This is a genomic window from Mycobacterium sp. (assembly GCF_044223235.1).
Taxonomy (GTDB): Bacteria; Actinomycetota; Actinomycetes; order Mycobacteriales; family Mycobacteriaceae; genus Mycobacterium.
This window is the reverse complement of sequence record NZ_JBGAME010000003.1, coordinates 233,110-257,425: the sequence shown is the minus strand read 5'-3', so window position 1 is coordinate 257,425 and position 24,316 is coordinate 233,110. Positions and strand designations below refer to the sequence as shown.

General features: G+C 67.5%; 19 protein-coding genes. 3 read left to right on the top strand and 16 right to left on the bottom strand.

What is annotated here, in order from left to right; genetic code table 11:
- Positions 1–5 precede the first annotated feature (5 nt).
- The 6 genes from ADBZ6K_RS06990 to ADBZ6K_RS06965 all read right to left on the bottom strand — a co-directional run bounded on the left by ADBZ6K_RS06990 (position 6) and on the right by ADBZ6K_RS06965 (position 8,492).
- Entirely contained in the window at positions 6–2,558 is a 2,553-nt protein-coding gene (locus tag ADBZ6K_RS06990) for an ABC transporter permease (protein WP_526345148.1), read from the bottom strand.
- Entirely contained in the window at positions 2,558–3,223 is a 666-nt protein-coding gene (locus ADBZ6K_RS06985) for an ABC transporter ATP-binding protein (protein WP_526345147.1), read from the bottom strand. The genes ADBZ6K_RS06990 and ADBZ6K_RS06985 overlap by 1 nt, the downstream gene beginning before the upstream one ends.
- 296 nt (positions 3,224–3,519) lie before the next feature.
- Complete coding sequence (locus ADBZ6K_RS06980; protein WP_526345146.1) at positions 3,520–4,566, bottom strand: acyltransferase domain-containing protein; 1,047 nt, start codon at positions 4,564–4,566, stop codon at positions 3,520–3,522.
- 269 nt (positions 4,567–4,835) lie between these two features.
- Positions 4,836–7,421 carry a helix-turn-helix transcriptional regulator gene (locus tag ADBZ6K_RS06975; RefSeq protein ID WP_526345278.1) on the bottom strand — a complete coding sequence of 862 codons (2,586 nt, stop codon included), beginning with the start codon at positions 7,419–7,421 and terminating at the stop codon, positions 4,836–4,838.
- 154 nt (positions 7,422–7,575) lie between these two features.
- Positions 7,576–7,866 carry a copper-sensing transcriptional repressor RicR gene (ricR, locus tag ADBZ6K_RS06970; protein WP_526345145.1) on the bottom strand — a complete coding sequence of 97 codons (291 nt, stop codon included), beginning with the start codon at positions 7,864–7,866 and terminating at the stop codon, positions 7,576–7,578.
- An 11-nt stretch (positions 7,867–7,877) separates the two neighbouring features.
- On the bottom strand, positions 7,878–8,492 hold the full coding sequence (locus ADBZ6K_RS06965; protein ID WP_526345144.1) for a DUF305 domain-containing protein: 615 nt from the start codon (positions 8,490–8,492) through the stop codon (positions 7,878–7,880).
- A gap of 80 nt (positions 8,493–8,572) precedes the next feature.
- Here ADBZ6K_RS06965 and ilvD point away from each other — a divergent pair, with 80 nt between their 5' ends.
- On the top strand, positions 8,573–10,288 hold the full coding sequence (gene ilvD / locus ADBZ6K_RS06960; RefSeq protein WP_526345143.1) for a dihydroxy-acid dehydratase: 1,716 nt from the start codon (positions 8,573–8,575) through the stop codon (positions 10,286–10,288).
- Positions 10,289–10,383: 95 nt separating this feature from the next.
- Here the strand turns inward: ilvD and ADBZ6K_RS06955 are convergent, their stop codons facing one another.
- Positions 10,384–12,213 (bottom strand): trypsin-like serine peptidase, encoded by a 1,830-nt coding sequence (locus ADBZ6K_RS06955; protein ID WP_526345142.1) that lies wholly within the window; start codon positions 12,211–12,213, stop codon positions 10,384–10,386.
- A 552-nt stretch (positions 12,214–12,765) separates the two neighbouring features.
- On the opposite strand from ADBZ6K_RS06955, the gene ADBZ6K_RS06950 reads away from it, so the two are divergent.
- Positions 12,766–13,608: a matrixin family metalloprotease gene (locus tag ADBZ6K_RS06950; protein WP_526345141.1), complete on the top strand. Its 843-nt coding sequence runs from the start codon at positions 12,766–12,768 to the stop codon at positions 13,606–13,608.
- Between the two features lie 246 nt (positions 13,609–13,854).
- Here the strand turns inward: ADBZ6K_RS06950 and ADBZ6K_RS06945 are convergent, their stop codons facing one another.
- The 6 genes from ADBZ6K_RS06945 to ADBZ6K_RS06920 all read right to left on the bottom strand — a co-directional run bounded on the left by ADBZ6K_RS06945 (position 13,855) and on the right by ADBZ6K_RS06920 (position 18,886).
- Positions 13,855–14,511, bottom strand: a complete 657-nt coding sequence (locus ADBZ6K_RS06945; protein ID WP_526345140.1) for an O-methyltransferase — start codon at positions 14,509–14,511, stop codon at positions 13,855–13,857.
- A 24-nt stretch (positions 14,512–14,535) separates the two neighbouring features.
- Entirely contained in the window at positions 14,536–15,030 is a 495-nt protein-coding gene (locus tag ADBZ6K_RS06940) for a TIGR04338 family metallohydrolase (protein WP_526345139.1), read from the bottom strand.
- 44 nt (positions 15,031–15,074) lie between these two features.
- Positions 15,075–15,824, bottom strand: coding sequence for a DUF2786 domain-containing protein (locus ADBZ6K_RS06935; protein WP_526345138.1), 750 nt, complete (start codon positions 15,822–15,824; stop codon positions 15,075–15,077).
- A gap of 112 nt (positions 15,825–15,936) precedes the next feature.
- Positions 15,937–16,869 carry an NADP-dependent oxidoreductase gene (locus ADBZ6K_RS06930; protein WP_526345137.1) on the bottom strand — a complete coding sequence of 311 codons (933 nt, stop codon included), beginning with the start codon at positions 16,867–16,869 and terminating at the stop codon, positions 15,937–15,939.
- Positions 16,870–16,886: 17 nt separating this feature from the next.
- Positions 16,887–17,885 carry an alpha/beta hydrolase family protein gene (locus tag ADBZ6K_RS06925; RefSeq protein ID WP_526345277.1) on the bottom strand — a complete coding sequence of 333 codons (999 nt, stop codon included), beginning with the start codon at positions 17,883–17,885 and terminating at the stop codon, positions 16,887–16,889.
- A 44-nt stretch (positions 17,886–17,929) separates the two neighbouring features.
- Complete coding sequence (locus ADBZ6K_RS06920; RefSeq protein ID WP_526345136.1) at positions 17,930–18,886, bottom strand: alpha/beta hydrolase; 957 nt, start codon at positions 18,884–18,886, stop codon at positions 17,930–17,932.
- 71 nt (positions 18,887–18,957) lie between these two features.
- Between ADBZ6K_RS06920 and ADBZ6K_RS06915 the strand changes: the two genes are divergently transcribed.
- Positions 18,958–19,950 carry an RNA polymerase subunit sigma-70 gene (locus tag ADBZ6K_RS06915; RefSeq protein ID WP_526345135.1) on the top strand — a complete coding sequence of 331 codons (993 nt, stop codon included), beginning with the start codon at positions 18,958–18,960 and terminating at the stop codon, positions 19,948–19,950.
- Positions 19,951–19,955: 5 nt separating this feature from the next.
- Here the strand turns inward: ADBZ6K_RS06915 and ADBZ6K_RS06910 are convergent, their stop codons facing one another.
- The 3 genes from ADBZ6K_RS06910 to ADBZ6K_RS06900 form a co-directional block, all read right to left on the bottom strand.
- Positions 19,956–23,069, bottom strand: coding sequence for a type 2 lanthipeptide synthetase LanM family protein (locus ADBZ6K_RS06910; RefSeq protein WP_526345134.1), 3,114 nt, complete (start codon positions 23,067–23,069; stop codon positions 19,956–19,958).
- Between the two features lie 31 nt (positions 23,070–23,100).
- Complete coding sequence (locus tag ADBZ6K_RS06905) at positions 23,101–23,229, bottom strand: hypothetical protein (protein ID WP_526345133.1); 129 nt, start codon at positions 23,227–23,229, stop codon at positions 23,101–23,103.
- 100 nt (positions 23,230–23,329) lie between these two features.
- Positions 23,330–24,286 (bottom strand): L-lactate dehydrogenase, encoded by a 957-nt coding sequence (locus tag ADBZ6K_RS06900; protein ID WP_526345132.1) that lies wholly within the window; start codon positions 24,284–24,286, stop codon positions 23,330–23,332.
- Between the last annotated feature and the right edge of the window lie 30 nt (positions 24,287–24,316).

Genomic DNA, 24,316 nt, shown 5'->3' with positions numbered 1-24,316 from the left:
AATGCTCACGTTGTTCGCAACACCTCGGCCGTCTCCAGCCGCCGCGCATGGAGCACGGGGTACAACGCGGCGGTCACGACTATGACGAACACGGCTGCCACTCCGGTTCGCAGCGCGAATGGCACTACACCCCAGTCGATCTTGGTGCCATAGAACACCGGTGAGGCCAGCGACCACAGATATGTGAGGCCCACACCGCCGAGCACAGCGACGCAGGCGACCAGCAGTCCGAGCAGAGCGGCGTTGGCGATGATCACGGCCTGCTCCTGGCCTGGGGTCACCCCGATCGCCCGCAATGCGGCCCGCTCACGCCTGCGTTGCACGAGTCCCAGCACGAACACGTTCAGCACGCTCAAGCCGGCGGCCGCCATCACCACGTACCCCGCGATCGTCAACGGCTCCAAGAAGCGGGTGATCCCGTCGCTGGCCACCGCGCGCCACTCCTTGTCGTCGTACACCGACAATCCGGCACCGAGCTTGAGGAAATCGTCACGGTGGGCGCTCGCGTCGGCGGCGGACGGATAGGCGACCGCGACCTGGTCGCGTACGGCAGCCCAGTCAGAACGCGCCAATCCTTCCGACACCAGGACGATGTCGCCCACGGCGGCATCATTGATCATGCGGGACTGAAAGATTCCCGCCACCCGGTACTGCTTGAGCCCTTGGACGGTCGGCAGCACGACAGTGTCTCCCGCGGCAACCCCGAGCCGACTCGCGGCGATCCTGCTGAGCCCAATCTCCCCGTCCCGCAGTCCCGGCCAGAGCCGGTCGTCTGCCGGCTCATACAGCGCCCGGCTGTACCAATCGCCCGGATTGACGCCGTCGACGAGGCGCGACGAGGTTCCCGACGAGATCGTCGATCGCCAGTGCGACGACACGCTGCGCCCGCCGGCGGCGCCGGCCACCAATTCGAACGTTGAGTCGGAGATCCGGCCTGCCCGCTGATCGAGCACCGATTGAGCGGATATCAACAACGCGGCGGGCAATCGGTCAGATTTCTGCTCGGCGACCTGCTCAGTGCCGAGGAGCTGCATGCCGTACGAGCCGATGACCAAACTGGCGCTCTCCGCGAGCAGCGCGGCGGAAAACGCGAACAGCAGCGCGTAGCGCCGAGTGTCGGCGCCGAGCAGACGCCCCACAGCGGGGCGCACGAACGTCAGCAACCCGATCAACACCCGGGCGCCACGCGGGGCGAACCACACCGTCACCAATACCACCCCGCACAATGCCAGCGTCAAGCCGTTGATACCCACGCCCAGTGGCAGCGACCCGCGCTCGAATATCTTCATCACGACGACGGCCCCCGCAAGCAGGACCACCCCGACGGCCAGCGGCCACTTCGGGATCTTCCTGGCGCGCTGCACTCCGGCGACGCTCGCCATCGACTCCAACGGCCCGTCGCGGAGCAATCTGGTGGCAGGCCCGAGCATCGCGATGATTCCGCAGACGATTCCCGCAGCGGCTCCGATCCCGATCAAGGTCGGCGTGAAGTGCGCTGTGACGGTGCCGCCGGAGCCGGCCAACATGGATCGCCCAAATGTGTCCAGCAGATACGTCCCGAACAGGAAACCGCTTGGGACGCCCGACAATCCCCCGAGGAGACCCACCGCGGCCCCCTCGCCGAGCATCCCGCCGAACAACCCAACCGGCTTGGCACCGATCGCGCCGATCGTTCCCATCACCGCCCGCCGGTCCTCCACGGCCAGCAGGACCGTGTTCACGGCGATGAGGACGCCGATGATGATGCCGGCCAGCGCGGTCAGGTTCAGATTCTGTGTGGCGCCTTCGAATATGGCGGGCAGATGTGTCCGGGGCGGGCCTGCCGTTGCGACGCCGGCGATCGCGCGCTCGACGTCGGCTGCCACGTCAATCCCCTTTTCCGGAACGATGAACGCGGCCGTGACGTAACCGGGTGTGGAGACCAGGCGCGCGGCGCTGTCCGCGGAAGGGGCGAACAGCACGTAGCCGTCGTTGATACCCTCGACGCGGTCGAACTCCGGGAAGGTCGATCCGAGGTGCGCCGAACCCGGAGGAAGACCCGGGATCCGCAATTCGTCACCGACGTGCAGGCCATGCCGCTGGGCGATGGCCGTAGGCATCTGCAGTGGCATACCGGGACCGCCTGCCGGCTTGACGTCGCGGGTGCGCTGCTCGCAATCGAACGAGCCGACCAGCAGCTCGATCTGGCACGACCCGCCGAGCAGGAAGAAGCCGTGCCTGCGACCGGCGACGTCGACGGGCGTCAGGGCGGCGACAACCGGGACGACAGCCTGCGCCCCGGCCACGTCAGCCTGCAGCCGGTTGACGATCTCGATCGGCAGCCGGCCGCTGACGTTGGGCGTCACCTCGACCACCCCTTCGTCGGCGGCGTGGGTGAGTGACGGGCCGAAGGAGTCGAACGGGCGGACCAGCTCGATTTTGAGTATCAATGTCCCAAGTACCACCGTCACCCCCACCGCGACGCCGATCACGCTGAGCAGCGTCCGACGCCAATCGGCGATCAACGCCGCCAGGTGGATCCGCCGGAAAGACACCCACCAGCCGCGCAGTCCGTGCATCACCCCTCCTCGACGGGCACTGCACATGCGCGCCCGTCGACGAGATGCAGCTCGCGGGAGCCGTAACGCGCCGCGGCACGATCGTGTGTCACCAGGACGACCGCCGTGCCGTCTTCGTCCGACATCGAGCACAGGAGGTTCAAGACCTCCGCCGACGAGTGGCTGTCCAGATTTCCGGTCGGCTCGTCGGCGAGGACGATGGACGGCCGGGCGACCAGCGCGCGCGCCACCGCCACCCGTTGCATCTGGCCGCCGGACAGTTCGGCCGGCCGGTGTCGGGCCCGGTCGCCGAGGCCGACCCGTTGCAGTAGCTCCACGGCGCGTGCGTCGGCCGATCGGGCCGGCACACCGTCGAGAACCAGGGGCAACGACACGTTCTCGACTGCGCTCAGCATGGGTACCAAGTTGAAGAACTGAAACACGAAGCCCAGGTGGCGCCGCCGGAACGCGGCGCGCGCGCCGGCGCTCATCGTCCACATGTCCCGACCGGCCACGGCCACACTCCCGCAGTCCGGGGCGTCCAGCCCGCCGGCGATATGTAGGAGGGTCGATTTGCCGGCCCCCGATGGTCCGGTCACCACGACGAACTCGCCTGCGCCCAAAGTAAAGTCGAAGTCGACGAGCACCTCCAGCAGCTCATCGCCTCTGTGATACTTCTTCGTCACGCTCGTGAGTTGCAGTACAGGCGTCAACGACGCGCCGAGCGCCCTGCCCTGAGCGGCAACCGGTGCCCGCTCACGCCTGCCGCCGTCCCGGGCAGCCGAAGCGGACGCTGATGGTCGGGCATCGGACACTGGTTCAGCCCCCAATCGAGATCGGTTCGTGGTGGTCTACGCACCGGGGCGCAGGCGTCGTGCGTCGTGCGTCGTGCCGATCAATCATCGCCCCCCTGCGGTGAAGCAATCGCAGTAATGGGCCACTGCCATCTCAACTCTGAGGCCGTGGGCGCAAGCAGATACCATCAGCGGAGTCGCTCGCCGAGTAACTCCCGTCTGTGGTGGGCTCGCTGAGAGGCCGTGCACCTGTCGCGGCAGTAATCCTCCACCGCTTCCTGGATATCCGCGCTGAGCATCGGATGCGGGCTGGATTCGATGAACGTGCGGTAACCGTTCTCCCACGACCATCGGACAGCCTGATCGAACAGCACCGGTTGCCGAATATTCGCGAACCAGTAGTCGCCGTCGAGGATGGACGTGTCCAGACCCGCACCGGTGACCGCGGAGATGTACACCGTGTCTCCGGTTCGTGGCCGCAGGCCTGAAAGGGCCTCGCGCACCGTATCCCACACCGCATCCACATGCGGCGAGTGGGCGGCGTAGTCGACGGGAATTCGCCTCACCGGCACCTCATCTTGCTGGCAGACGGCCACCAACTCATCGATCGCCACGGCGTCGCCGGTAACCTCGATCGACGACGGACCGTTCTGCGCGGCAATGTAAATCGCTCCGCGCCAGCGCGCGAGAAGGGTAGCGACCGCGTCTATCGGCAGCCGGACCGTGGCCATGCCACCGGTGCCGGCAATCGCAGTGATCGCGTCACTGCACGAGGCGACCACCTTCGCCGCGTCTCGCAACGAAAGGGCTCCCGCGACGTAGGCCGCGGCGATCTCGCCCTGCGAATGCCCAACCACGGCGTCGGGACCGAAGCCCAACGCACTCCAGTGCGCCGCCAGCGACACCGCCACGGCGAACAGCAGGGGCTGCTCCCGATCGATCCGGTCCAGTCTCGTGACGCCGCCGCGCACCGCGTCGAGAACCGACCCGTCCACGAACTCGGCGAACGCGGCATCGCAGAGTCGAATCTGGTCGGCGAACACCGTGGAAGAATGCAGCAGTTCGGCCGCCATCCCCGGCCACTGCGATACCCGTCCCGGGAACACGAAGACGGTATCCCGGATATTCGGAGAGGGCACGTGGGCTGGCCGACACTCCGAAGGCGCCTCGGCAATGCGCACCACCTGTGGCTCCGGGCCCAGGATCACGCGGTCGGCCGGATCGTGGTCGACCATTCCTGCTCCGTTCGTTTCGGGGCGATCCAACCGTCACCCGAGCAACACCCCGTCGCCCGAGCAACACCCAGGAAACAGCCCTGGAACCCCCTCCACTCCAGGGCTGTCTCCTCACGAGCGGCTCAGTGCGATCCAGCCATGGTGATAAGCCACCATGGAGATCCTCACCCCTGTCCGGACTGGCCGGCTCAGTAGCGGACCACTGCAATTTTCCGAGCACTCGACGGGGGTCTACTTAGACGCCGCCAAGGGCTCTGCGGACGCCCCGGTCACCGTGTCCGCGCACCGCCTCGCGGCAGCAGGGCGGCGAGTTCGTCCCGGCTGGCCGTTCCTGTCTTTGCCATCGCCTGGTACACGTGGCTTTCCACGGTGCGAATGGACAACGTCAGGCGCGCAGCCACCTCGCGGTTGGACAGACCCTCACCGATCAGCATCACGATTTCGCGTTCCCGGTCGGTCAACGGCAGCGGCTCGGATGCCTGCGCAAGCGCAGGCGTGATGGCATTCCCGCACTGCTCGGCCAGCACCGCCGCCCGTGTCGAACACTCCAGCGCCGAGCCGCGCAGTTGCCGGCGGCGATAGGCGAGCGCGGCGTGCGCGGCCGCGTCGACAGCGGCGACGACGTCGCCCATCCGCTCGAATTCCCCTGACAATTCCGCCAATTCGACGGCGTCACCGTCGCGCAGGGCCTCCGCGAACCTGGCGGCGAGGCCGACGCGCGGCCCCTCGACGATCGCTTCGAGCTCGCGCAGCCTGGGCGTGACCGTACGATCCCCGAACTGGGCAGCCGTCTGCAGGCACACCACCTCGGCCGCGAACTGCCCCTTGGCTGCCGCCTTCTCGGCAGCAGTGAGCAGATACGCGATGGCCTCGCTGACAGCGCCCTCACCCGCGGCAACCCACGCCTGCGCCATGGCGCGTTCGTAGTCCAGCGACCGGAAGGGACGGCGCACCGTGCCGATCGCGTCGAGCACCGCGGCAGCCTCCTGCGTTGCACCGCGCATGGCAAGCGCTGCGGCCCTGGGGATTTGATAGCGGTATCCCCAACCGACGCCATACCCGAGGGCGGCGAATGTCTCGGCCGCACGTTCCAGGAGCACGCATGCATGATCGAGTTGTCCGGCTCCGAGCGCGGCGCGGCCCGCCACCGCCTCGCTGAGTGCCTGCGCCGCCCCGGGAAGGCTCGCCGCCTGCCCGCGAATCCGCTCTGCCAGTGCCAAGGCGTCGCTGATCCCGCCCGACAGCAGCAACGCGCTGATCTGCGCGTCGACGATGTTGAACCTCATCTGGGGCGCATCGAGCGAGCGTGCGGCGACGTCGTGCCCGGCATCGGCGGCCGAGATCGCTTCGGTGACCCGACCGGAGTCGCCGTGCAGGACGGCGAGTACCCATGCGACTTCGGCGCCGACGACGGTGGGCAGGTCCCCCAGAGGGAGCAGCGCCGAGGTCTTGATCGCGGCGTGGGGCTGGTCCGTGGCGAACCAGTACACCGTGAGGAAGGCATCGATGTAACAGCGCGCCGCACTGCGCGTGGCCAAGGATGCTTCGTCGATGAGTTCCCTCGCACCGGCGGGGTCCCCGAGCGCCCAAAGTGTGTTGCTGGCACGCAGGAACGCCAATCTGGCGCGGCCGTCATCACTCAGCTGGGCGGTGTCGACTGCCGCGAGCACGGCGTCGGCCTCCTGGCCGCGGCCCAACCACGAGAGTGCATGTGCGCGAACGAAGTTCGCTTCCGGTCCCGCCCCGGCACGGATCGCCGCCTCAGCGAGCCGATCGGCCAACGACAGATCGGCCAGCCAGACGGCCCCACTGGCCGCCCTGAGCAGCAGCGCAGAGTCGGGCGTGAGGTCGGAATCCAGACTCAACGTGGCACGGCGTACCACCACACGGATGTCGTCGGCGTCGTCCGACGCGGCGAGGGCGGCGACGACCAGGCCGCGTATCCGCCGTAACCGGGTGGGCGCGGCACGACCGCGACGCACCTCGCCGTAGAGCGGATGCGCGACCCGCACCTCGACGCTGCCGGCGACGGACTCCAGCGTGATGAGGCCGCGGATGTCGGCTTCCTCGACCGCGTCGGCGTCGGTGACGCGACGCAGTGCCCCGAGTTCGATCGGCTCGCCGATCGCAAGCGCGTCGACCACTTCACCGACCGGGCCGGGCAGCGTCCCGATGCGGGTTTCGATCATCTCGACCAGGCTCGGTGGCACGACGGGATCGCCGGTCCACCGCCACCGCCCGCGCTGCTGCACGATGCGGCCGTCCGACACCTCCTGCTCGACGATGTTCTGCAGGTACAGAACGTTGCCTTGGGTCAGGGTCCACAGTCGTTCGGCGGCGTCCGGATCGACCGGCCCCGCCAGCGCACCCGACAACAGTGCGGCGGTCTCGTCGAGAGAGAGCGGCTGCAGACACAGCCGTTCGAACCGGCCGACCTTCCAGATCTCCTGGACCGCCGCGGGGATCGGTTCACCGTCGCGCACCGTCACGATCACTTTGGCCGCGTTTCGCTGCACGATCTGGTGCACCACGAACGTCGACAGATCGTCGAGTAGATGGACGTCATCGATGCCCACCACCACCGTCACGCCAGCAGCTGCCGCGGTGAGCGACTCGATCACCGCCCGCAACAACTGCACGGTGTCGACGGCATCCGACCGCGCCCATGCGGTGAACGCGCCGAGGGGAATGGAGTGCGCAGACGACGCGCCGACGACCCATCGGACCTCGCATCCGCGTTCGGCCACTGCGGCCAGAGCCGCACGGGCGAACCGGCTCTTACCGACACCCGTTGCGCCGCTGATGACGACGCCGGATACGTCCGGAGCCGAGATCGACGCCTCGATCGTGCGCATCTCTGTGCGGCGCCCGACCAGATCCCACGACAAGCGCACCCTCATAGCGTAGGAGGGCCATGCTTTTCAGGCCGTCGAAAGTGGACTTATGCCACCCCCAGAACCTACGCCGTGAGACGCGTGCATCGAGTCCACGCTCGGCACAACGCGCCGATCAGGAGCGCACCAGGCGGGCAATCGCCGCAGAGGCCTCGGCCAGCTTGGCGTCGGCGGCGTCGCCACCCTCGGCGACGGCCTGGGATACGCAATGGCCGAGGTGTTCGTCGAGCAGACCAAGCGCCACCGACTGCAGCGCACTGTTGACGGCGCTGATCTGGGTGAGTACGTCGATGCAGTACTTGTCGTCTTCGATCATCTTGGCGATGCCGCGGACCTGCCCCTCGATGCGGCGCAACCGTTTGGCGTAGTTGTCCTTCTGGGCCGAGTAGCCATGCGCTGCTGTCACTTCCGTACCTCCTAGCCCGCGGCCAGCATTTGCTTCATCTGGCCGATCTCGGCCTGCTGCACCTCGACGATAGTGCGGGCGAGCGCAACGGCATTGGCGCTCTCGCCGTTGGCGATCTCAGCTTTCGCCATCTCGATGGCACCTTGATGGTGGCTGATCATCGACTCCAGCCACAGGTTCTCGAACTCCGGCCCGCGCAGCTGCCCGAGCCGGGTCATCGTGGCATCGTCGACCATGCCCTGCATCACCATGCCATGGCCGGCGTGCCCCGCGTCCGCCGCCTCGGTACCCGCGTTCCACTGCGCGAGAAACCCTTTCATCGTGTCGATCTCCGGGCCCTGCGCGGTGGCAATGGCGGTGGCCAGCGTGCGCAGGTGGGGGTTGCCGGACCGGTCGGGCACCAGTGCCGACAGTTCAACGGCCTGCTCGTGGTGGGGGATCATGTTGGTCGCGAACGCGACGTCGTCGGCGTTGTGACCCGCGGGCTGGACCTCACCATGCTCGACATTGCCATGCTCGTGTTCGGCGCTGGCCTCGGTCGCGGAGGGACCGGTGCAGGAGGTCAGGACGGCCGCAACGAGCACCACGGCCAGGATGACTGCCGGCCACGCGGCGAGAGACCTCATGAAGCCACCGTACCGGATACCCCTACCGGGTATCCATAACGGTTTGGCCGGGGGAAATACCCGGGGGCATACTTGCACACATGCCCTCAGCTCAACCCGGCTCATCGCAACCCGACATCAAGCCCCGCAGCCGCGACGTGACCGACGGTCTGGAGAAGGCCGCCGCCCGAGGCATGCTCCGCGCGGTAGGCATGGGTGACGACGACTTCGCAAAACCCCAGATCGGCGTCGCATCGTCGTGGAACGAGATCACCCCGTGCAACCTGTCCCTGGATCGGCTCGCCAAGGCGGTCAAGGAGGGTGTCTTCGAGGCGGGCGGCTTCCCGATGGAGTTCGGGACCATCTCGGTGTCCGACGGCATCTCGATGGGCCACGAAGGAATGCACTTCTCGCTGGTGTCTCGCGAGATCATCGCCGATTCGGTCGAGACCGTCATCCAGGCCGAGCGGCTCGACGGTTCGGTGCTGCTGGCCGGCTGCGACAAATCGCTACCCGGCATGCTGATGGCCGCCGCCCGCCTGGACCTGGCCAGCGTGTTCCTCTACGCGGGCTCGATCCTGCCCGGCCGGGCGAAGCTGTCCGACGGCACCGAGAAGGACGTCACCATCATCGACGCCTTCGAGGCGGTCGGTGCGTGCGCACGCGGGCTGATGAGCCGCGAGGACGTCGACGCCATCGAACGCGCCATCTGCCCAGGCGAGGGTGCCTGCGGCGGCATGTACACCGCCAACACCATGGCGTCGGCCGCCGAGGCGCTCGGCATGTCACTGCCGGGCAGTGCCGCTCCGCCGGCCACCGACCGGCGCCGCGACGGCTTCGCCCGCAAGTCCGGCATCGCCGTGGTCGACTTGCTGCGCCGCGGCATCACCGCCCGCGACATCCTGGTCAAGGAGGCCTTCGAGAACGCGATCGCGGTGGTGATGGCCTTCGGCGGATCCACCAACGCCGTGCTTCATCTGCTGGCCATCGCCTACGAGGCCAACGTCAAGCTGTCGCTGGAGGACTTCACCCGGGTCGGCGCGAAGGTGCCCCACCTGGCCGACGTCAAGCCTTTCGGCTCGTACGTGATGACCGACGTCGACCGGATCGGCGGCGTGCCCGTCGTGATGAAGGCCTTGCTGGATGCCGGCCTGCTGCACGGCGACGTACTGACGGTGACCGGAAAGACCATGGCCGAGAACCTGGCTCACATCTCCCCGCCCGACCCCGACGGCAAGGTGTTGCGTGCGCTCAACCGACCGATCCACCCCACCGGCGGCATCACCATCCTGCACGGATCGCTGGCGCCCGAGGGCGCGGTGGTCAAGTCCGCAGGCTTCGACTCCGACGTCTTCGAAGGCACCGCAAGGGTTTTCGAACGGGAACGGGCCGCCCTCGATGCACTCGAGGACGGCACCATCACCTCGGGCGACGTCGTGGTCATCCGCTACGAAGGCCCCAAGGGTGGGCCCGGCATGCGTGAAATGCTCGCTATCACGGGCGCGATCAAGGGCGCGGGCCTCGGCAAGGATGTGCTGCTGATGACCGACGGCCGGTTCTCCGGCGGCACCACGGGTCTGTGCGTCGGCCACATCGCCCCCGAGGCCGTCGACGGCGGACCGATCGCGTTCATCCGGGACGGCGACCGGATCCGTCTCGACGTCGCCAACGGCACCCTCGACGTGCTGGTCGATGCCGACGAATTCGACTCGCGCAAGGTCGGTTTCGAGCCGCTGCCGCCGCGCTACACCACCGGCGTGCTGGCCAAGTACACCAAGCTGGTGGGGTCGGCCGCAGTCGGGGCGGTGTGTACGTAGGCCGGTTGAAACCCGGTTGAAACCCGGGGCGCTTCAGACGGTCTTGAATGCCGCGCGCGGCTGCTCGACGTCGCATAGACGGGTCCGTTCGAAACTCAAGATGCACCCAGTCGTTCGCGGATGCTACCGGCGACCGCCGCGTGCGCGAGGTACTCGGCGATGTCGTGTGCGCGTTCCTTGGGGTTGTCGACGGCTATCTCTTGCAGCTGCCCGCGCCAGGCTTTGCCCAGCGGGCAGCCGATCGCGATCGGGTCGCCCGCATACCAGGTGTTGAGCCAATGCCGGATGCGATCGGGGCGGTGGGCACCGCCAACCTCGAGCTTGTTGTACACGGCGTCCAGACCCAGCGGGCTGCCGGCCGTGACGAACAGTTCGACATCCAGTCTCGCTGGCAGCCGCGACAGCAGATCCACTGCCACCACAGTGCCGAGGCTGTGACTGACGAGGACCAGGCGTCCCGAGTTCGGGACCACCTCCATGACGGCGTCGAGTACCCGGTCGCGGACCTCGTCGTTCTCCAGGTATGACGCAACATCCTTGAAAATCTGGGATATGAGGAAGCCGTCAAGCCCGCTGCGTGCGGCGATCCAGCTCAACTGGGTGTGCACCTTGCCCAGCAGCCCGCTGCCGAAGCCGGGTAGCCCCTCGGCGGCCATGACGTCCGTGTCTTCGAGATCTGCGGGAAAGCCGAGGCGAGTGGCGGCTTCTGCGACGAGCTCGTCGTACAACGCACCGCCTTCGAGGTCGGCGGCTGCTGACTCCCGTGCGGCGGAAGGGTGCACGAGTACGTCGCCGTAGAACGGGAAGTTCACGTCGGCCGGGTCGATCGTGCCCATCCCGGCGAGTGTTAAGCCCCGATTGAGACCGGCCGTCCAGATTCGCCGTAACTGGTCAGGGTCGCGGCCCTGCTGACCCCGGCCGTGAAGGAACAGCAGATGGCGCGTACCGCCGAACGCCGTCGTGCGCGCCCTGGTGCCTCCCGTGGATGCCTCTCGCGCGACCGTGTTCTCTACGGGGCGTGCCAGCAGGTTCGCGTCGAAAGAGTCCGGGGTGGAGGTAATTCCGGACTCCGGGCCGAGCTCGGCGAGTATTTCTCGCTGCGCGGGATCCGAACGCAGACCGGCCAGGTACTTGAGGATTACGCTGACGCGCACACCCTCGTTCGCAACCCAGTCGATGGCATCGTCGCCGTCTCCCTGGCGCCATACGTTTCCATCGCGGCGCAGCCAGCGCCCCTGCGCGTCCTTCTTGGGTACGCCGGAATGATGTAGGGCCACCATTTCCCATTGGTCGTTGAAGACGGGTGACCCGGAGTTTCCGGGCTCGGTATCCGTTGAGTAGTGAAGGAATTCGTCGAGTTGGAGGTCGAGCCGGTTGTCTCGAATCGACATCTCCTTGAGGCGGCCGTTGGGATGGCCGACGATGTTCATCGGCTCTCCATTGGCGATCTTGCCCTGCTGGACAATCAGTCGGGTGTATCCGCCTACCACGTCGGCGGGTTTCCGGCCGTCGTTTGCAGCTGCGACGAGAACGAGCGTGAAGTCCAGAGCGGCGTTGGTGACGAAGAACGCGTCAGGTTCGAGCAGGAATCGCATCGGAGCAGACGGTGTGTTGTCGACGTTGACCTCATAGCCGAATTCGATTACCGCATCGCGGGCCATCTCGAGATCCGGCAGCACGTGGTTGTTCGTCAGGAGCAATCGAGGGGAGACGAGGGATCCGGTGCCCTGCGGGATTTCGCGCCCGTTCTGGCGCAGTGATATCCGCGCGACGGGTGCCGCGGCGCGGATGCCGCGGGGCAGGAAGCTGACCGCCTGCATCTGACTGGCAAGACCGATGATCCGCTCCCGCGCGGCGATCGGGTCCATCGGATACGCCTGCGCCAGTTTGTCTATCGCTTGGGCAGGCACCTCGCCAGTGCTCATCAGACGATCGCTGCGAGCGATGATCTGCTCGGCGGTGTCGACCACTAACGAGTTCGTTTCGTCACGCTCCTGCGCAACTTTCTGACGCTCCGACTCGCTGTCTACGTATCGCTTCCCCGCGGCTTCGGCCTGTGCAATCCAGGCTGCCCTGTGCTCACCGATGACCATTTCCCACCTCGAATCCGTAATGCTCTAGAGCAGATCGATTGTCCGGCCGGGCCGACAGCGGGGACACGCGTAGTCGACTACTCGAGTGTGCGGATGGCGGGTCGCGGCGGTCGACATGTCGTGAGCGGGAGTGGTGTTGTCGCCCAATGCGCGAGGCGATCTGCCGGTGTCCCCGCCTGCGGCCCTGCGAACCAGGGCGGTGCCCGATCTCCCCAGTCGTGCGGCGACGGGATACCCGAGAGGGGTAGTGCACTACGCACGCCTTTCCCCCGTCAGGGGTCTACGCTGGCCCGAGTGTGACATCGCCGGTTGGGAACTGATCAGTCACCCAAAGGCTTTGGCCACGTGCGAATCAGAGGCACACCATTGGGGAGGGTGAGGTAAATGGCAAAGTACGGCAACTCGAAGCGGGGATACAATCCGTTGCAACTGCGGAACTCCGACGATGCGGCCCGCGAGATCGCGCCCGACGTACACGTCTACGGTTCGAAAGTCGTCTGTGACACAGATACACGGGGCTACGCCACGCCCAGGAATCTATCTCCGACCGAGATCGTCGTGGACGCTTCCGAAGGATTCGTCCCACTCTGGGAGAAGGGAACTACACTGCGGTGGCGTTTCCAGGAGCAGTCGCTGGCACTATTCGCAGCACCTGATGAAGCCAAGACGGCCATCAAGGAGTTGCTCGGGAAGGGCATTTTGGCTTGGGGCGACGCGGCGCCTGTCAAGTTTGCACAGCGCACTGACGCTTGGGACTTCGAGATTGAGGTGCGAGAAACCGACCGCTGCAATATAAGCGGCTGCGTCTTGGCGAGCGCCTTCTTTCCCGACTCGGGTAGGCACAAGCTGGTGATATACCCCAAGTTGTTTGGTCAGAGCGAGAAAGAGCAAGTCGACACCCTGATCCACGAGATTGGGCACATCTTTGGACTGCGGCACTTCTTCGCGAACATCAGCGAAACCGCTTGGGCGAGTCAGATCTTCGGAACGCACAAACCCCTGACAATCATGAATTACGGCAACCAGAGTGAGCTGACTGACGATGATCGATCTGACCTGACACGCCTCTACCAAGCAGTGTGGTCCGGAGAACTTACGGACGTCAACGGAACGCCGATTCGGTTGGTGAAGCCATTCAATGCGGCCGGCGCGGCACCAGAGCAGGCCGTACATGTAGCCGCCGGAGTTACGCAGCTTGCTCCGCTAGTGACGGTTGGTTACAACTAGCCAAAGCGCGAAGGACGCACTCGCAGTGGTCGAAGCCGACGCGCTCGTGTCCGATCCGGGGGTTTCCGGACTGTCAAACCTGTGGCCTGCGAAGGACACGTTACGCCCCGGGAACGCGAAAGTGGCTCCTCCGGGGATGGAGTTCGCGCACTCTATTTCCGGAAGAGTCATCGGGCCGATCGTCAACCGCTGCAATCAATCCCACGCTCCCTATTGCGCCGAGTTCGGCGCCGGTGTCTTCGCGCGCTACCGCACGGTGGCCAACGCGAAGCCGTCCCAGCCCTTTGCGCCGACGGTCTGAATGGCAGCTACCTCGAGCCGTGGGTTATCGCCCATCTCCTCGAGCATGCTGCGAACGGCGCGGGCCTGACCGTCGTCGGGCGCCGGGTCATACACCCGCCCGTTTCGAATGACGTTGTCCACCACGATCAGTGAACCCGCCCCACCGAGCTCGATGGCCCAGTCGACATAGGCCGAGTTATTCTCCTTGTCGGCGTCGATGAAGAACATGTCGAAGGTGTCGCCCCGATCGGCCAGTCGCGGCAGGGTATCCAGCGCGGCGCCGACGATCACCTCCACCCAGCCGTCGACGCCCGCGCGTTGCAGGTTGGCCCTGGCCACCTCGGCGTGCCGTGGTTCGTACTCCAGGGTCACCACCCGCCCGGCAGGTCCGACGCCGCGTGCGAGGTTGATCGTGCTGTAGCCGGCCAGCGTGCCGATCTCGAGTACCCGATTGGCACACACCGCTGTCACCAGCAACGACAGCAGACGGCCGTACTGCGCCGACACCTCGATCCCGGGCATCCCCGCGGCCGCGCCAGCCTCCCGCGCCGCCCTCAGGGCGTCATCCTCGGTGTGCAGCACCCGGTTGAGCAGCGCATCCACTTCGTCTGGATCCGTCACGGCCCACAGGCTAACCCATAGCGGTCACCGCACCCCCTGCTGGGAGTAAACGACACGCAGCACATACGCCGCTTCGGGTCCCATCACCGCGCCAGCCAGATCGCAGAGGGTCGCCACAAAGTCCGGTCCGTGGGGCGGGTCGGCGCGGCACAGATGGTGCGCAATCTCGTGAAGTACCACCCATTCGCGCAGAGCCCAGGTGGTGTGCCGATCGGGAACGGCGATCACCGCACCGGCTTTGCCGCCCCCGTACTCGTAGTGCGCGGCGCTCACGCCACGGCGCGCCCGAACCTCCAATGGTCCGCAGGCGGGCCACCGCTGCCGCACGGCATGGTGGGCCAGCACCTCGTCGACGTAACGTGCGATCGACTCCACCGAGGCGAACCGGCCCTCCGGCGGAAGCGTCAGCCGCGTACCGAAGAAGTCCACGACGCGGTCGCCGCGTTGGTCGGCACGGTCGAACATCGTCCGGACGAATTCCTCGGCGGCGTAGACCTTGGCACGCTGAACGTCACGCACCGTCGCCCGTGGTCGCCCACGTCCACCCCGTCACTTTTCCAGCGTCACCTCTCCAGCGCGGTCCTGGCGCCGCCCAGTTCCTGGCTTGGACCCAGCCGCGCCTGACGCCCCGCCCGGTCACCCGCCCTTCGCGCCGCGGACGAATAACCCGCCGACGCGTTGGCGGCCCGCCAGGTCCCCCTCGCCTTCGACGCCTGCCGGTAGAAGCTCTTCAGCTCGATGTCCTTGTTCCGCAATGCGATTGCGGTGCCGGGGCTGCGTTCGCTGTCCGCAGCCGCCTCCTGGGTGGCCGCCTCGCGCGCTTCGGCCAGCCGTTGTCCGACCCTTGCGCCGAACGCGAGTTGGAAGTTCAGCCGCGCCGTGATGGTCGGCGTGGGCCGGTGGGCGCCGGTGGCTATATATGACTCGGAGGCCTTGACCATCTGCAGCACCAGGCCGGCGTACAGCGTATGGGTGGCGTCGATGTCCTCCCCGAACCCATAGGCGTAGACAAAGGTCGAATTCGACGCCACATCGCACTTCACGTCGTTGGCCAACCCGATGACCACGAACAGCTGCACATAGGTGCGCAGGCCACGGGTACCCGCCGCGCCGATCGTGACGGTCCGCTGGACGGGGATCTGGGCGGCGGTGCGTTTGTCCGAATGGGACCGGGCGACGGCAAGGTCGATCGACGTCGCCGTGGCCAGCCGCTGCGCGGCGGCCATGAACGCGTCGGCCTCGTGCGGGTTGTCGGTGCCCTCGGCCTGGCGCAAGAGTGCGGCGATGCGCGCCAGCATCTTGTCATCTGTCATGCGCGATCCCGCTCCGCTTCTCGCTTGTCGTCATGCGCGATCCCGCTCCGCTTCTCGCTTGTCGTCATGCGCGATCCCGCTTCGCGTCAGAGTTGTCGTCATGGCCGCCAGGTTAGGGCAGGAGTACGACTTTTCCGCGCGCGTGGCCGGTCAGCAGATACCGGTGCGCCTCGGGCGCCTCCTCCAGCGGGAATGCTCGATCGACCGTGACCTCGAGCTTCCCGCTCGCCGCCAGCGCGAGGAGTTCGGGTCGCGCTGCGGCGCGAATCTCGTCTCCGCCGTCGGCACCGGTGAGGACGGCAATTCCCAGCTCGGGTGCGCGGGCAAACCCGTTGATCGTCGCGATCCGTGCCACATCCGGCACCAACTCCGCCGAGGTCTCCAACGCCTCGTCGGTACCCACCAGATCCAGGGCGGCATCCACCGTCCCGATCGCGCGGACCCGATCGGCCAACCCGTCGCCGTACACCACCGGGATCGCCCCGTACCGGTGCAACTGGTCGTGGCGGGCTTGGCTGGCGGTGGCGATGACGGTGGCACCGCGGGCGACGGCCAGCTGGACCGCCAACAGCCCGACACCGCCGGAAGCACCGTGGATCAGCACGGTGTCGCCGGCGCCGACGCGGGTGTGGACCAGCAGGTGCCACGCCGTACCACCGGCGAGCAGCAATCCCGCGGCCTGCTCGAAGCTGATCGAGGCCGGTTTGTGTCCGACGTCGGCGGCGTCGGCGACCACTTGCTCGGCATAGCCGCCGCTGATGGGTGCGGCGACGACCTCGTCCCCGGCGCGCAGCGGCCCGGTGAACCCGCTGACCCCGGGCGCCGCTTCGGCCACCACCCCGGAGACCTCCAGACCCAGCCGCACCGGCAGATCCGCGGGGTCGTTGCCCATCTGGCCGCTGTAGCGCTTGTAGTCGAACGGGTTGGTGCCCGCCGCCCTGACCTCGATCACCACCTGGCCCTGACCCGGCCGGGGTAACGCGATGTCTTCCACCGCAAGCACTTCCGGCCCGCCATACCCCTCGGCCACCACAGTCTTCGTCATGTCTGCGAGCCTAACCGTCACTTGGCGGTGAACGCGTCCACGGCATTGGTCAGTTGCTCGGACAGCGGATCCTTGCTGACGTAGGCGGCGACGTTGTCGCTCGGATCGTCACGCAGGACGTGATTGACCCCCTTCAGCTCGACCACCGTCAGATCGGTGTGCTGCAACGCGTCGATCAGCGGCCGCACCGACGCGCAGTCCGCCTGGATGTCGGAGTCCGAACAGGTCAACAGCACCGGCGTGCCCGCGGGGACCCGAGCCGCCAGAGCGATTGGGTCGATCGCGTCCGCGTCGAGGACGGCCTTGAGGTTCGCCGGACTCAACAGCGCGCTGAGGCCGTCCGGCAACTTGTCGGGCACGGTGCCCTTCGTGCGGGCCTCCTCGACGGCGGCGGTCCACGTCACGACCACCGTGTCGGCCTCCTGCCGAGTTTTGGCGCCCGCGCTGACCGCCGCGTCGGCGTCTTTGCGCACCCTGCCGGTGATGATGTCCAGGTAGCGGCCCGCCAGCGGCTGAAACAGGCCGAGCGAGTGGACCTTCGGAACCTCGGACACCACCCCGACCGCCAGCGACAACGCGTGCACGGTGCCCTCCCCGATCGCGTACACCGAGAGGCGGTCCTTGTCGGTGCCGGGCTGGTCGGCAAGGAAGCGCAGCGCGGCGGCGGCGCCCGTGGTGTACACCGCGCTGCCGACATCGGCCTTGTGTTCTTCGTACGGTCCGAGTCCGGTCTTGCCGGTGCCGACCTTGTCGTAGCGCAGGCTCGCCAGCCCATTGTCGGAGAGCAGTTCGGCCAACTGGCGCATGTTGCCGATCGGCCCCACGATCGCGTTGTCGCCGTTGCGGTCGGTGGGTCCGCTCTCGGAGATGAGCAGGGCGGCGGGTCCCGTCGCGTCGGGCTGGTGGCGGTAAGTCCCGTGGATGGTCAGGCCGTCGGCGACAAAGCTGACCTCGTCCTCCACCCAGCCGGCCTGCTGCCCGTCGCCGCCCGACGAGCAGGCCGAGACGATCAGCATGACCGTCACCGCAAGCACGCCGATGACGGCTCGGCGGAGCCGTTTCACAACCGGACCTCGATCCACGACGTGACATCGTCGAGGACCACGGCCTGTTCGGGCTCGTTGAACACCTCGTGGTACAGCTCCGGATACACCTTGAGGTGGACATCGGCGGACCCGACGCATTCGACGAGATGCTCGCTCCCCTGCGCGGGCACCAGCTTGTCGTGCTCACCGTGAATCACCAGCAGCGGCGCGGTCAGCGCCGAGGCCCGCTGCGGCATCGTCTCGCCGACCTCGATCAGCGCCCGCGCGATGCCAGCGGGGATCTTGCCGTGGTGCACCAGCGGGTCGGCGTTGTAAGCGGCGACCACCTGCGGATCCCGGGAGACCGCGCTGGAGTCGAGCTGCTCGACGGGCAGGCCCGGCGCCACCCGGCCGAGGACCTTGGCCAGCGCGACCTTGGCGGCGGGCAGTGCGGTCTGGGCGTTGACTGCGGGTCCCGACAGCACCATCGCGGCGTAATCGTCGGGGTGCTCGACGCCATAGGTGAACACGATGGCGCCGCCCATGCTGTGGCCCAGCACGATGAGGGGCGCGTCGGGGTTTTCCTCGGCGGCGATGCGCACGAGCATGTCGAAGTCGCCGACGTACTCAGACATCTCCCGCAGGTACACCCGCTGTCCGCCTGAGCGCCCGTGACCGCGGTGGTCGAGGGCGTAGACGGTCAGCCCGGCATCGCCGAACCGGTGAGCCACGTGGTCGTAGCGTCGGGCGTGCTCACCGAGGCCGTGGGACAGCACGACCACACCGCGGACGCTTCCCGCGGTCGCTTCGCTCCCTGCTTGGTCTGATTCCGCGGTCGCTTCGCTCCCTGCTTGGTCTGATGCCGCGGTCGCTTCGCTCCCTGCTTGGTCTGATGCCGCGGTCGCTTCGCTCCCTGCGGGGATCCACACGTCGTAGACGATGCGCACACCGCCGACGCCTTCGAAGCTTCGCTCGCTGCGGGTACTGGCCATCAGGGGAGACTAACGGGCGATCCGGACCGCGGGGCGGCGGGTTTGTAGGCCCGCATGCGTAAGCTCGAAACGTGACCGTCTTAGCCCGATCGCTCGACGACGGCAGCGATGAAGACGCGTTCCTGGCCGATGCCCAACAGTACCGGCGCGAGTTGCTTGCGCACTGTTACCGGATGACCGGGTCGCTGCACGATGCGGAAGACCTCGTCCAGGAAACCTATTTGCGAGCGTGGAAGTCGTACAAGGGTTTCCAGGGCAAGTCCTCGGTGCGGACGTGGCTATACCGCATCGCCACCAACACCTGCCTGACCGCGCTGGAGGGCAGGCAGCGCAGGCCGCTGCCCACCGGCCTCGGCGCGCCGAGTTCGGACCCGACCGGTGAGCTGGCGCAAAGCGCGGAGGTGCCCTGGCTCGAGCCGATTCCCAGCCAGCACGACGATTCCGCCGACCCGTCGGTGATCGTCGGCTCCCGCGAGTCCGTGCGGCTGGCGTTGGTCGCGGCGCTACAGCATCTGCCGCCCCGGCAGCGGGCGGTGCTGGTGTTGCGCGAGGTGCTGCAGTGGAAGGCCGCCGAGGTCGGCGAGGCGATCGGGGCATCCACCGCCGCGGTGAACAGCCTGCTGCAACGTGCCAGGGCGCAACTCGATGCCATCGGCCCCACCGAGGACGACACCCTGGCCGCACCCGACTCACCGGACGCCAAAAACCTGCTGGATAGGTACATGGCGGCGTTCGAGTCCTATGACATCGACGCCCTCGTCGAGATGTTCACCGCCGACGCCATCTGGGAGATGCCTCCGTTCACCGGGTGGTATCAGGGCGGGGCGGCGATCGCTGCGCTCATCCACCACAACTGCCCCGCCGAGCGGGCCGGGGATATGCGAATGGTGCCGCTGCTGGCCAACGGCCAGCCGGCGGCCGCCATGTACATGCGCCAGGGCGACCGGCACGTGGCGTTCCAGCTCCACGTCCTCGACGTCCGGCCGGGCGGCGAGGTGTCCCGTGTGGTGGCATTCCTCGACGGCTCGTTGTTCGCAAAGTTCGGCCTGCCCGACGTCCTATAGCGGCGCTACTGCCAGATCAACACGTTCGGCAGCGACCGGTCGATCTCCCGCAGGCAGGTGTACCCGACGCCGGCCAGGCCGCGGAACAGCCCCAGGTTGAATCTGCGGGCGCCGGCATTCCATCGGACGTCCCCCACGGTGCGCTCATGGTCGAGCACGGCGCGCAGTCGCTCCGACGCGCTCACGCCGAGTTCTGGGCGCTCCAGCGCCGCCGCCTCCCGTAACAGCTCGATGTTTCCCAGGGTTCCGCAGCACAGGGTGTCGACGTGTCCCGGCCAGGACCGCATCGCGACCGCGACCGCACGGTCGACGTCGGCGCTCACCTCACCCACGGATAGCTGATGTCGGCCCATGGCGAGGCGCGCCAGCCCGATGCCCACCGCACCATGACACCATTGGGAGCGACGGTGTGCCCCCGCCTGCCGCCGGTCGCGCCAGTCACCGCGTGCCGCGTCGTAGTCCAGGCGTTCGAACTCCACACATTCGCGGGCCGCGTCGGCGAACTCCGCACGTCCACTCGCCGCCGCCAGTGCTGCCAGCGCATAGGCGAATCCGGCTGCGCCGTGCGATATCCCGGTCAACGCCACCGCCGGCCTTCCGTTGCCCGGCCAGCTCCGCCGTCCCGGCGGGCCGACCCGCCCGGTGGCGAGCAGGTGCTCACCACAGCGCACGGCGACGGCCAGATCCTCCTCCGCGCCGGTGTCACGATGCAGCCGCAGCAGGCACAGGATAGCCCCCGCACTCCCCCCGATCACGTCAAGGCGCCGATCCGCGGCGACCAGATCGTCGGTAATCAGGGCCGCCGCGCGCCGGGCGTCGACACGCAAAGAGGGATCGCCGAGGAGCGTCGACATCACCGTCAGCCCGTACACGAAGGAGCCGAGGCCGACGGCGCCGCCGATTCCGAGCACCCGGGCCAGGTGCGCCGGGTGGCGATTGCCCAACCGCGCCCGCAGATGCGCGACCGCCGCGAGCGCGAGGTCGGCCGACGCCCGTGACCCAGTCGTCCGCGCGTGCGCCGCAAGGAACACCGCGACCCCCGCCGTCCCGTTGTAGAGGTCGTCACCCATCACGGCCAGCTGAGCAACATCGGCGTCGGCGAACCACGCCGACCCGATCCAGGCGGCTCCCGCGCCACCGCGGATGGCATGCCCGGCAATCTCGCTCGCGATGGCGTCGGCCCGGACGGCGGCGAGCTCAGCGGTCGATGCGTCGGACTGCGTACCCGCGGCCAGCGGGCGATCATCCGTGCCGCGGTACGACACATCGGCGAAAATGGTCGACTGCCCGATGAGTTCGCATTGCCAGGCGATCTCGTCCGGTCCCAGCCCGCGCAGCCGCGCCCGCGCACGACCCACCCCCGTCGTCATTGTCGTCGCGACCCGGCACCCGGACCCGTCACTGATCTCGGTGCCGTCGCTGCGCATCACGAAGCGCGGCACCGTGAGGTCGAGCAGCGCCGCGCGCTCGGCCCGCTGCAGTTCCCACAGCGGATCGGTGTCATCCCAATTCGACAGGCGGGTAAGGAAATCCGCCTGCACCGACCACAGCACGGCGTCGCCGAAGGTACGCGGGCTCTTCAGTCGACGCAGCAGTAGGGCATAGAACTGCGTGGGCCGCAACACTTTTCGGACAGGTAGCCCGGCGAAGTCGGCCAACAACCGGTCGGCGTTTTGCGTCGACAGATACTCGGCGTAGCGCCGATAGCCGTGCAGGAAGTCCTCCAGGTTATCTGCCAGGCCGGCATACCCGCCCCCGATGTGCGGCAGGTTGGTGGTGGGTGTCCTTGCTGCCTCGGCGATCACCGGCCTCATCGCATCGGTGTTGACGCCTTCCCACGTCAACGCCGGCCCGCCGGTCCAGTCCGGTGCGATACCCCCGACGGCGTGCACCCGATTCCCGACACCGCGGCCGTGCCCAGGTAACAGACCTACGGCCAGCACGGAGTCGGTGATCATTGCCCGCGCCGCATGATGGGCCAGCGACTCGGGCGGCACGCCGTCGTCGCCGATTTCCGGCTGGAGAACAGTTTCCAGATCCACCGGCACCGGGTGCTCCCCGTGCGCGATCAGGTTCTCCTGATGGATGTCGGCGGCGGCGAAGCCGTGCAAAAGTGCCAACAGGGCACCCGCGCGCTGGAAGTATCTCGAGATGCCGGATTGATCGCCACATCCGGTGTGTTCGATGAACTCCGTCCATCCGTAGCCATCCCGCGCGACGGTCCGCGCCGCGAGGAGCCGGACCGGGGCGTCGGCGTTGAGCCGGTCGACCATCACCTCCCAGGCCGCGTCGACGCGCAGATCCTTGGGTTTGTACAAGAGCCGCTGCCCGCAGTCGAACTCCACGTCGAGCACCGACCTGCCACCATGGTGTGGGTCGGACAGGCCGTCACGGATGCGGGTCACCCGACTGTCGGCGTGGCCGCCGAGCAGTTGTGCGCGCAGCGCCGGGAGATCGGCGTCCAGCCGTGTGACGAACTCCCGCGACGTGTCGAGCCACTGCCGGGTGACCACGGCGACCAGCCGCAGGGCCACCGGGTACTCCTTGAAAAAGTGTCGCAGCCCAGTAGATCTCATCGCATCGATGAACTGCCCGTAGTCCGGGGCAGCGGCGAGACCCGGATACAGTGCGGGTGCGAGCAACTCGCTGAGATGCCGGGTCAACATCTGTCGCAGGCTGCCGCGGGCGGCGGGCGTCAGCCGGAGGTCGGATGCCCCACCGCCCCCCGACCCGAGGCCCGACCACAGGCGCGTCTCGGCCTCGCGGACCACCGGCAACATCAGGTCGTCGAACGGATGGCGCGGCTCGTCGGGCACCACGTCGCACCGCCCGTCCAGCGCCGCCGCGATCCAGGCGCTGTCGTGGGCCCACTGGGGCTCCGCGGCGTCGGCCCTACGGCGGGCGGCGGACAACCGCGCCCACGCCCAGTCGATGGTGATCGCGTCGCGGGCCAGTCGCAGCCCGAACAGCGACCAGTCACCACCGGCCGCCGACTTACACCACGCGGCAAGGCGTTTGGCTCCGAGGTCGGTATCCGATGACCGGCGGGGAAGCGACTCGAAATCCGCCGACAGCACCTCGTCGATGCTCGCCGCCGTCGTCAACGTCACCGACGTCACCAGCCTCACCGCCCCCGGGGCTGTGCCGAGGTCAGTTGCAGCAGGTGTTGTACGACGAGGTCTGATAGGTGTACGAGAGCGCCACTTCGTCGGCGGCCGCTTCGAGTTCTTCGTCGGAGACGTCGATCTGCAGGACGTCGGCGCGGATTGCGGTGGTCATGATGTCCTCGTGGTTCGTGGTTTACGGCGTTTCATCTTCGGCCCCTGGCCGAATTATCACCCGCGGCCGGCGAGAAATCCACGACGACGACGCCGGCGACTCACTTCTCGCTCAACGACTTCCAGTTCTCCTTCAGCGTCGTGGCCGAGTTCTGCAGCCCGAGCAGCTCCTGCACCGACAACGGGATCTCCAGCACAACTCCGGCGCCTGCCGCCGACACCACGGTCGGCAGCGACAGGCAGATGTCGCTGATGTCGAAGGCGCCCTTCTGAACCGTCGACACCGGAAGAACCCGGTGTTGATCGCCGAGGATGGCCTCGATGATGCGGGCGGTGGACAACCCGATGGCGAGGTTGGTCGCGCCCTTACCCGCGATGATCTCGTAGGCCGCGTTGACCACGTTGGCACCGATCTCCCCACGGGCGGCCTCGTCGAACACCAGCTTGCCGTCCAGGCGGAACTCGTCGGCGGGCACCCCACCGATCGAGACGCTGGACCATAGCGGAATCTCCGAATCGCCGTGCTCACCCACGATGAACCCGTGTGCGTTGCCGATGGCCAGGTCGGCCCGCTCGGCGATCAAATACCGGAATCGGCTGGAGTCCAGCACCGTTCCCGAGCCGAAGATCCGGCCGCCCGTGCTGTCGACGGATTGCGCGGCGGCGTAGGTGATGAGGTCAACAGGGTTGGTGACGAACACGATGATCGCGTCGGGTGAGTGCTCGACCAGCTGCGGTGTGAGCGCCTGAGCCATCGCGACGTTGGTCGCCGCGAGTTCCAGGCGACTCTGGCCCGGGTCCTGCTTAGCCCCCGCGGTCACGACCACGATGGACGATCCCGCCGTCACGGCGATGTCGTCCGAGCCGCTGACCGGGCAATGGGGTACGAACTGACTGCCGTGGTTGAGGTCGAGCACCTCGGCGCGGACCTTTGGTGTGTTGGTGTCGAAGAGCGCCAATGAGCCGGCTGATCCGCGGATCAGGCAGGCGTAGGCGATGGCGGTGCCAACGCTGCCGACGCCGACGATGGAGACCTTTCCGGTGCGTGTTCCAGTCACTGGATCATCATGACCGTCTCGCGTCGATGT

Coding starts and splice junctions, on each gene's coding strand:
- ADBZ6K_RS06965 (WP_526345144.1), bottom strand. CDS start 8,492: ATGAGGTCTCTCGCCGCGTGGCCGGCAGTCATCCTGGCCGTGGTGCTC.
- ADBZ6K_RS06905 (WP_526345133.1), bottom strand. CDS start 23,229: ATGACCACCGCAATCCGCGCCGACGTCCTGCAGATCGACGTCTCCGAC.
- ADBZ6K_RS06950 (WP_526345141.1), top strand. CDS start 12,766: ATGGCAAAGTACGGCAACTCGAAGCGGGGATACAATCCGTTGCAACTG.
- ilvD (WP_526345143.1), top strand. CDS start 8,573: ATGCCCTCAGCTCAACCCGGCTCATCGCAACCCGACATCAAGCCCCGC.
- ADBZ6K_RS06935 (WP_526345138.1), bottom strand. CDS start 15,824: ATGACAGATGACAAGATGCTGGCGCGCATCGCCGCACTCTTGCGCCAG.
- ADBZ6K_RS06920 (WP_526345136.1), bottom strand. CDS start 18,886: ATGGCCAGTACCCGCAGCGAGCGAAGCTTCGAAGGCGTCGGCGGTGTG.
- ADBZ6K_RS06990 (WP_526345148.1), bottom strand. CDS start 2,558: ATGCACGGACTGCGCGGCTGGTGGGTGTCTTTCCGGCGGATCCACCTG.
- ADBZ6K_RS06955 (WP_526345142.1), bottom strand. CDS start 12,213: ATGAGCACTGGCGAGGTGCCTGCCCAAGCGATAGACAAACTGGCGCAG.
- ADBZ6K_RS06930 (WP_526345137.1), bottom strand. CDS start 16,869: ATGACGAAGACTGTGGTGGCCGAGGGGTATGGCGGGCCGGAAGTGCTT.
- ADBZ6K_RS06975 (WP_526345278.1), bottom strand. CDS start 7,421: ATGCGCACGATCGAGGCGTCGATCTCGGCTCCGGACGTATCCGGCGTC.
- ADBZ6K_RS06925 (WP_526345277.1), bottom strand. CDS start 17,885: ATGCTGATCGTCTCGGCCTGCTCGTCGGGCGGCGACGGGCAGCAGGCC.
- ADBZ6K_RS06980 (WP_526345146.1), bottom strand. CDS start 4,566: ATGGTCGACCACGATCCGGCCGACCGCGTGATCCTGGGCCCGGAGCCA.